Origin of the sequence: Actinomyces sp. ICM47, from assembly GCF_000278725.1 — a bacterium.
Taxonomy (GTDB): Bacteria; Actinomycetota; Actinomycetes; order Actinomycetales; family Actinomycetaceae; genus Pauljensenia.
The window spans coordinates 1-3,513 of sequence record NZ_ALCA01000042.1 but is presented as its reverse complement, the minus strand read 5'-3'; the positions used below and the strand labels follow the sequence as shown (position 1 = coordinate 3,513).

Sequence of the window (3,513 nt, the reverse complement as noted above, 5' to 3'; positions counted from 1 at the left end):
CCGGGCGCGCGCAGGGAGGTCGCTAGCCTTCGAAGGCCTGCGCAATAAGGGTAGCTGCTTGCTCCTTGTGAAGCGAGGCACGTCCGGCTGCCGTCGTCGCGGATTCGGGGCGCGACACCAGGCGCACGGGGCGTCCGAGCGACGGGAACAGGTTGAGTGCCAGGTGCGGCCAGGCACCCTGGTTACGTGGCTCGTCCTGCACCCACGCCACTGTCGCATTCGGGTACTGGGCCAGGGCCTCGGCCAGCTCGGCCTCGGGCAGCGGGTAGAGCTGCTCCAGGCGGATAATCGCGGTCGACGTGTCACCGCGGTGTGCGCGCTCCTTGGCGAGGTCGTAGTACAGGCGACCCGTGCACAGCAGGACGCGGGTGACCGCCGACGGGTCGGTGATCGTGGTGTCGCCGATGACGGGCTGGAAGGAACCCGAGGTGAACTCGTCGATGTGCGAGGCAGCGGCAGACAGGCGCAGCAGCTGCTTGGGCGTGAACGCGATGAGCGGCTTGCGCGGGCGCTTGTAGGCCTGGGTGCGCAGCATGTGGAAGTAATTCGCCGGCGTGGAGGGCTGGACGATCCACATGTTGTCCTGAGCGGCCAGCTGCAGGTAGCGCTCGATGCGTGCGCTCGAGTGGTCGGGGCCCTGGCCCTCGTAGCCGTGAGGCAGGAGCATGACCAGCGAGGAACGCTGGCCCCACTTCTGCTCTGCTGAGCAGACGAACTCGTCGATGACCGTCTGAGCGCCGTTCGCGAAGTCGCCGAACTGTGCCTCCCAGATGGTGAGGGTCTCGGGGCTCTCCAGCGAGTAGCCGTAGTCGAAGGCCAGCACGCCGTATTCGCTCAGCGGCGAGTTCCACACGTCGAAGCGCGCCTGGTTTTCCGTGAGGAATCGCAGGGGAGTGAACTCGCGGCCGTTGGAAGCGTCGTGCAGAACCGCATGGCGCTGGACGAAGGTCGCGCGGGCCACGTCCTCGCCGGACAGTCGCACGCCGGTGCCCTCCATGAGCAGGGTGCCAAACGCCAGGAGTTCCGCGAAGCCCCAGTCGATGGGCTTGTTGCCCAGCGCCATCTCGAGGCGGCGCTCGCACAGCTGACGCAGCTTCGGATGGGGTTCGAAGCCGTCGGGGAAGCGGACGTGGGCGCGGCCGATGCGGCGCAGCTGCTCGGCGGGGGCCGCTGACGTCCAGCCGATCATCATGCCGATGCCGGGCATCTGCGATTCCGGCATGGTCCACTCCTCGTCGCGAGACTCACCGGCCTCGCCGACGCCGGCGGTCAGCGCCGGGTCGTGCGTGCGACTACCCGGGTTCACCTCGGACACCGAGGAGGCACCGCCCGCGCGGGTTTCATCCAGGATGCGCCCCAGTTCCGCCTCGTACTGGGCGATGGACTGGCGGGCCTCGTCCTCGGTGAGCTGACCGCGGCCCACGAGGCCGCGGATGTACACGGCGCGCGTGGAGGGGATGCGGTCGATGAGCGAGTACATGACGGGCTGAGTCATCGACGGGTCGTCGCCCTCGTTGTGGCCGCGGCGACGGTAGCACACCATGTCGATGATGACGTCCTTGTGGAAGGCGTTGCGGTACTCGAAGGCCAGGTGCGCGCAGCGGATGACGGCCTCGGGGTCGTCCGCGTTCACGTGCAGGATCGGTACCTGTAGGCCCTTGGCCAGGTCGGTCGCGTAGCCGGTCGAGCGCCCCTGCGTCGGGCCGGTCGTGAAACCGATCTGGTTGTTGACGATGATGTGGATCGTGCCGCCGGTCTTGTAGCCCTCAAGCTGGGAGAGGTTGAGGGTCTCCTGGACGACGCCCTGGCCGATGAAGGCCGCGTCGCCGTGGATGAGGATCGGGATGATCGGCAGGTCCGGGTCGCCCAGGTGCTCCTGCTTGGCGCGCACGATGCCCTCCAGGACGCCGTCTGCGGCCTCCAAGTGCGAGGGGTTAGCGCCCATGTAGACCTTCGTGGCCAGGCCGTCGTCGAGGGAGTATACGCCCCAGGTGCCCAGGTGGTACTTGACGTCGCCGGAACCCTGAACGGAGTTGGGCATGTAGTTGCCCTCGAACTCGTCGAAGATCTGCGCATACGACTTGCCGGCGATGTTCGCCAGGACGTTGAGTCGGCCGCGGTGCGCCATGCCGATGGCGACCTCATGGATGCCGGTGCGCGCCGAGTCGGCCAGGATGTGGTCGAGCAGGGGGATCAGGGACTCGCCGCCCTCGAGCGAGAAGCGCTTTTGTCCCATGAACTTGGTCTGCAGGAACTCCTCGAAGGCTTCGGCACGGATGAGGGTGTCCAGGATGTGGCGCTGCGCCTCGGGGGAGGGAGCCTTATAGGGGCGCTCGATGCGGTGCTGGACCCAGGCGCGCTGCTCGGGGTCCTGGATGTGCATGTATTCGATGCCGACCGTGCGCGTGTAGGTGTCGTGCAGGCGCGTGAGGATGTCGCGCAGCAGCATCTGGTCGGAGCCGCCGAAGCCTCCGGTGGGGAAGGGGCGGTCCAGGTCCCACACGCTCAGGCCGTAGGACTCGATGTCCAGGTCGGGGTGGCGGCGCACGCGGTAGGCCAGCGGGTCCGTGTCGGCGGCCAGGTGGCCGCGCGAGCGGTAGGCGTGGATGATCTCCGCGATGCGCGCGGGCTTACCCTTTTCGCGCTCGGGGTCGTATTCGTAGTCGGCTTCCCACGAGTAGGGGCGCGTGGGCACGTGCATGGACGTGAAGACGCGCTCGTAGAAGCCGTCGCGGCCCGACAGCTTCGCGTCGACCAGGCCCAGGAGGCGCCCGGAGGCGGCGCCCTGGATGATGCGGTGGTCGTAGGTGGAGGAGAAGTACATCGTCTTGCCGATGCCGAGGCTGGCCAGGCGCTTGGGGGAGACGCCGCGGAATTCCGCCGGGTAGTCGGTGGCACCCACGCCGATGATGAGCCCCTGGCCGACCATGAGGCGCGGCACGGAGGTGGTGGTGCCCAGCGTCCCGGGGTTGGTGAGGGTGACGGAGGCCCCCTGGAAGTCGGCGGTCGTCAGCGTCGCGTTGCGGGCGCGTGCAACCAGGTCCTGGTAGGCATCAACGAACTCGGAGAAGGTCAGCGTGTCGGCGTCGTGGATGACGGGGACCTTCAGGGAGTGGTTCCCCTGCGCGTCAGCCACGTCGATGGCCAGGCCGAAGCCGATGTGCGCGAGCTGCTCAACGGCGGGCTTGCCGCCCTCAAGCGTGTAGCGCACGTTCAGGTCGGGCATCTCGCACAGCGCCTCGACCAGCGCGTAGCCGATGAGGTGTGTGAAGGAGACCTTGCCGCCGACGGTGCGCGCCAGGTGCGCGTTGATCAGGGCGCGGTTTTCGATGAGGAGCTTGGCGGGAATCTGACGCTGGGAGGTGGCCGTGGGGATGGAGAGCGAGGCCTCCATGTGCTTGGCGGTCGCGCGCGCGGCGGACTTGAGGATGTGCAGCTCGTCCTGGGCGGGCGCTCCGTGGGAGCGGGTGAAGGCGGCGCGTCCGTGCGCCAGGCGCGTGTAGGGGCTGGTGG

1 protein-coding gene is annotated in these 3,513 nt (G+C 68.1%); it reads right to left on the bottom strand.

Annotation, left to right across the window (positions count from 1 at the left end; genetic code table 11):
• Positions 1-22: 22 nt before the first annotated feature.
• On the bottom strand, positions 23-3,513 hold a 3,491-nt coding region (locus HMPREF1136_RS02945; RefSeq protein WP_009647837.1), incomplete at its 5' end, for a multifunctional oxoglutarate decarboxylase/oxoglutarate dehydrogenase thiamine pyrophosphate-binding subunit/dihydrolipoyllysine-residue succinyltransferase subunit.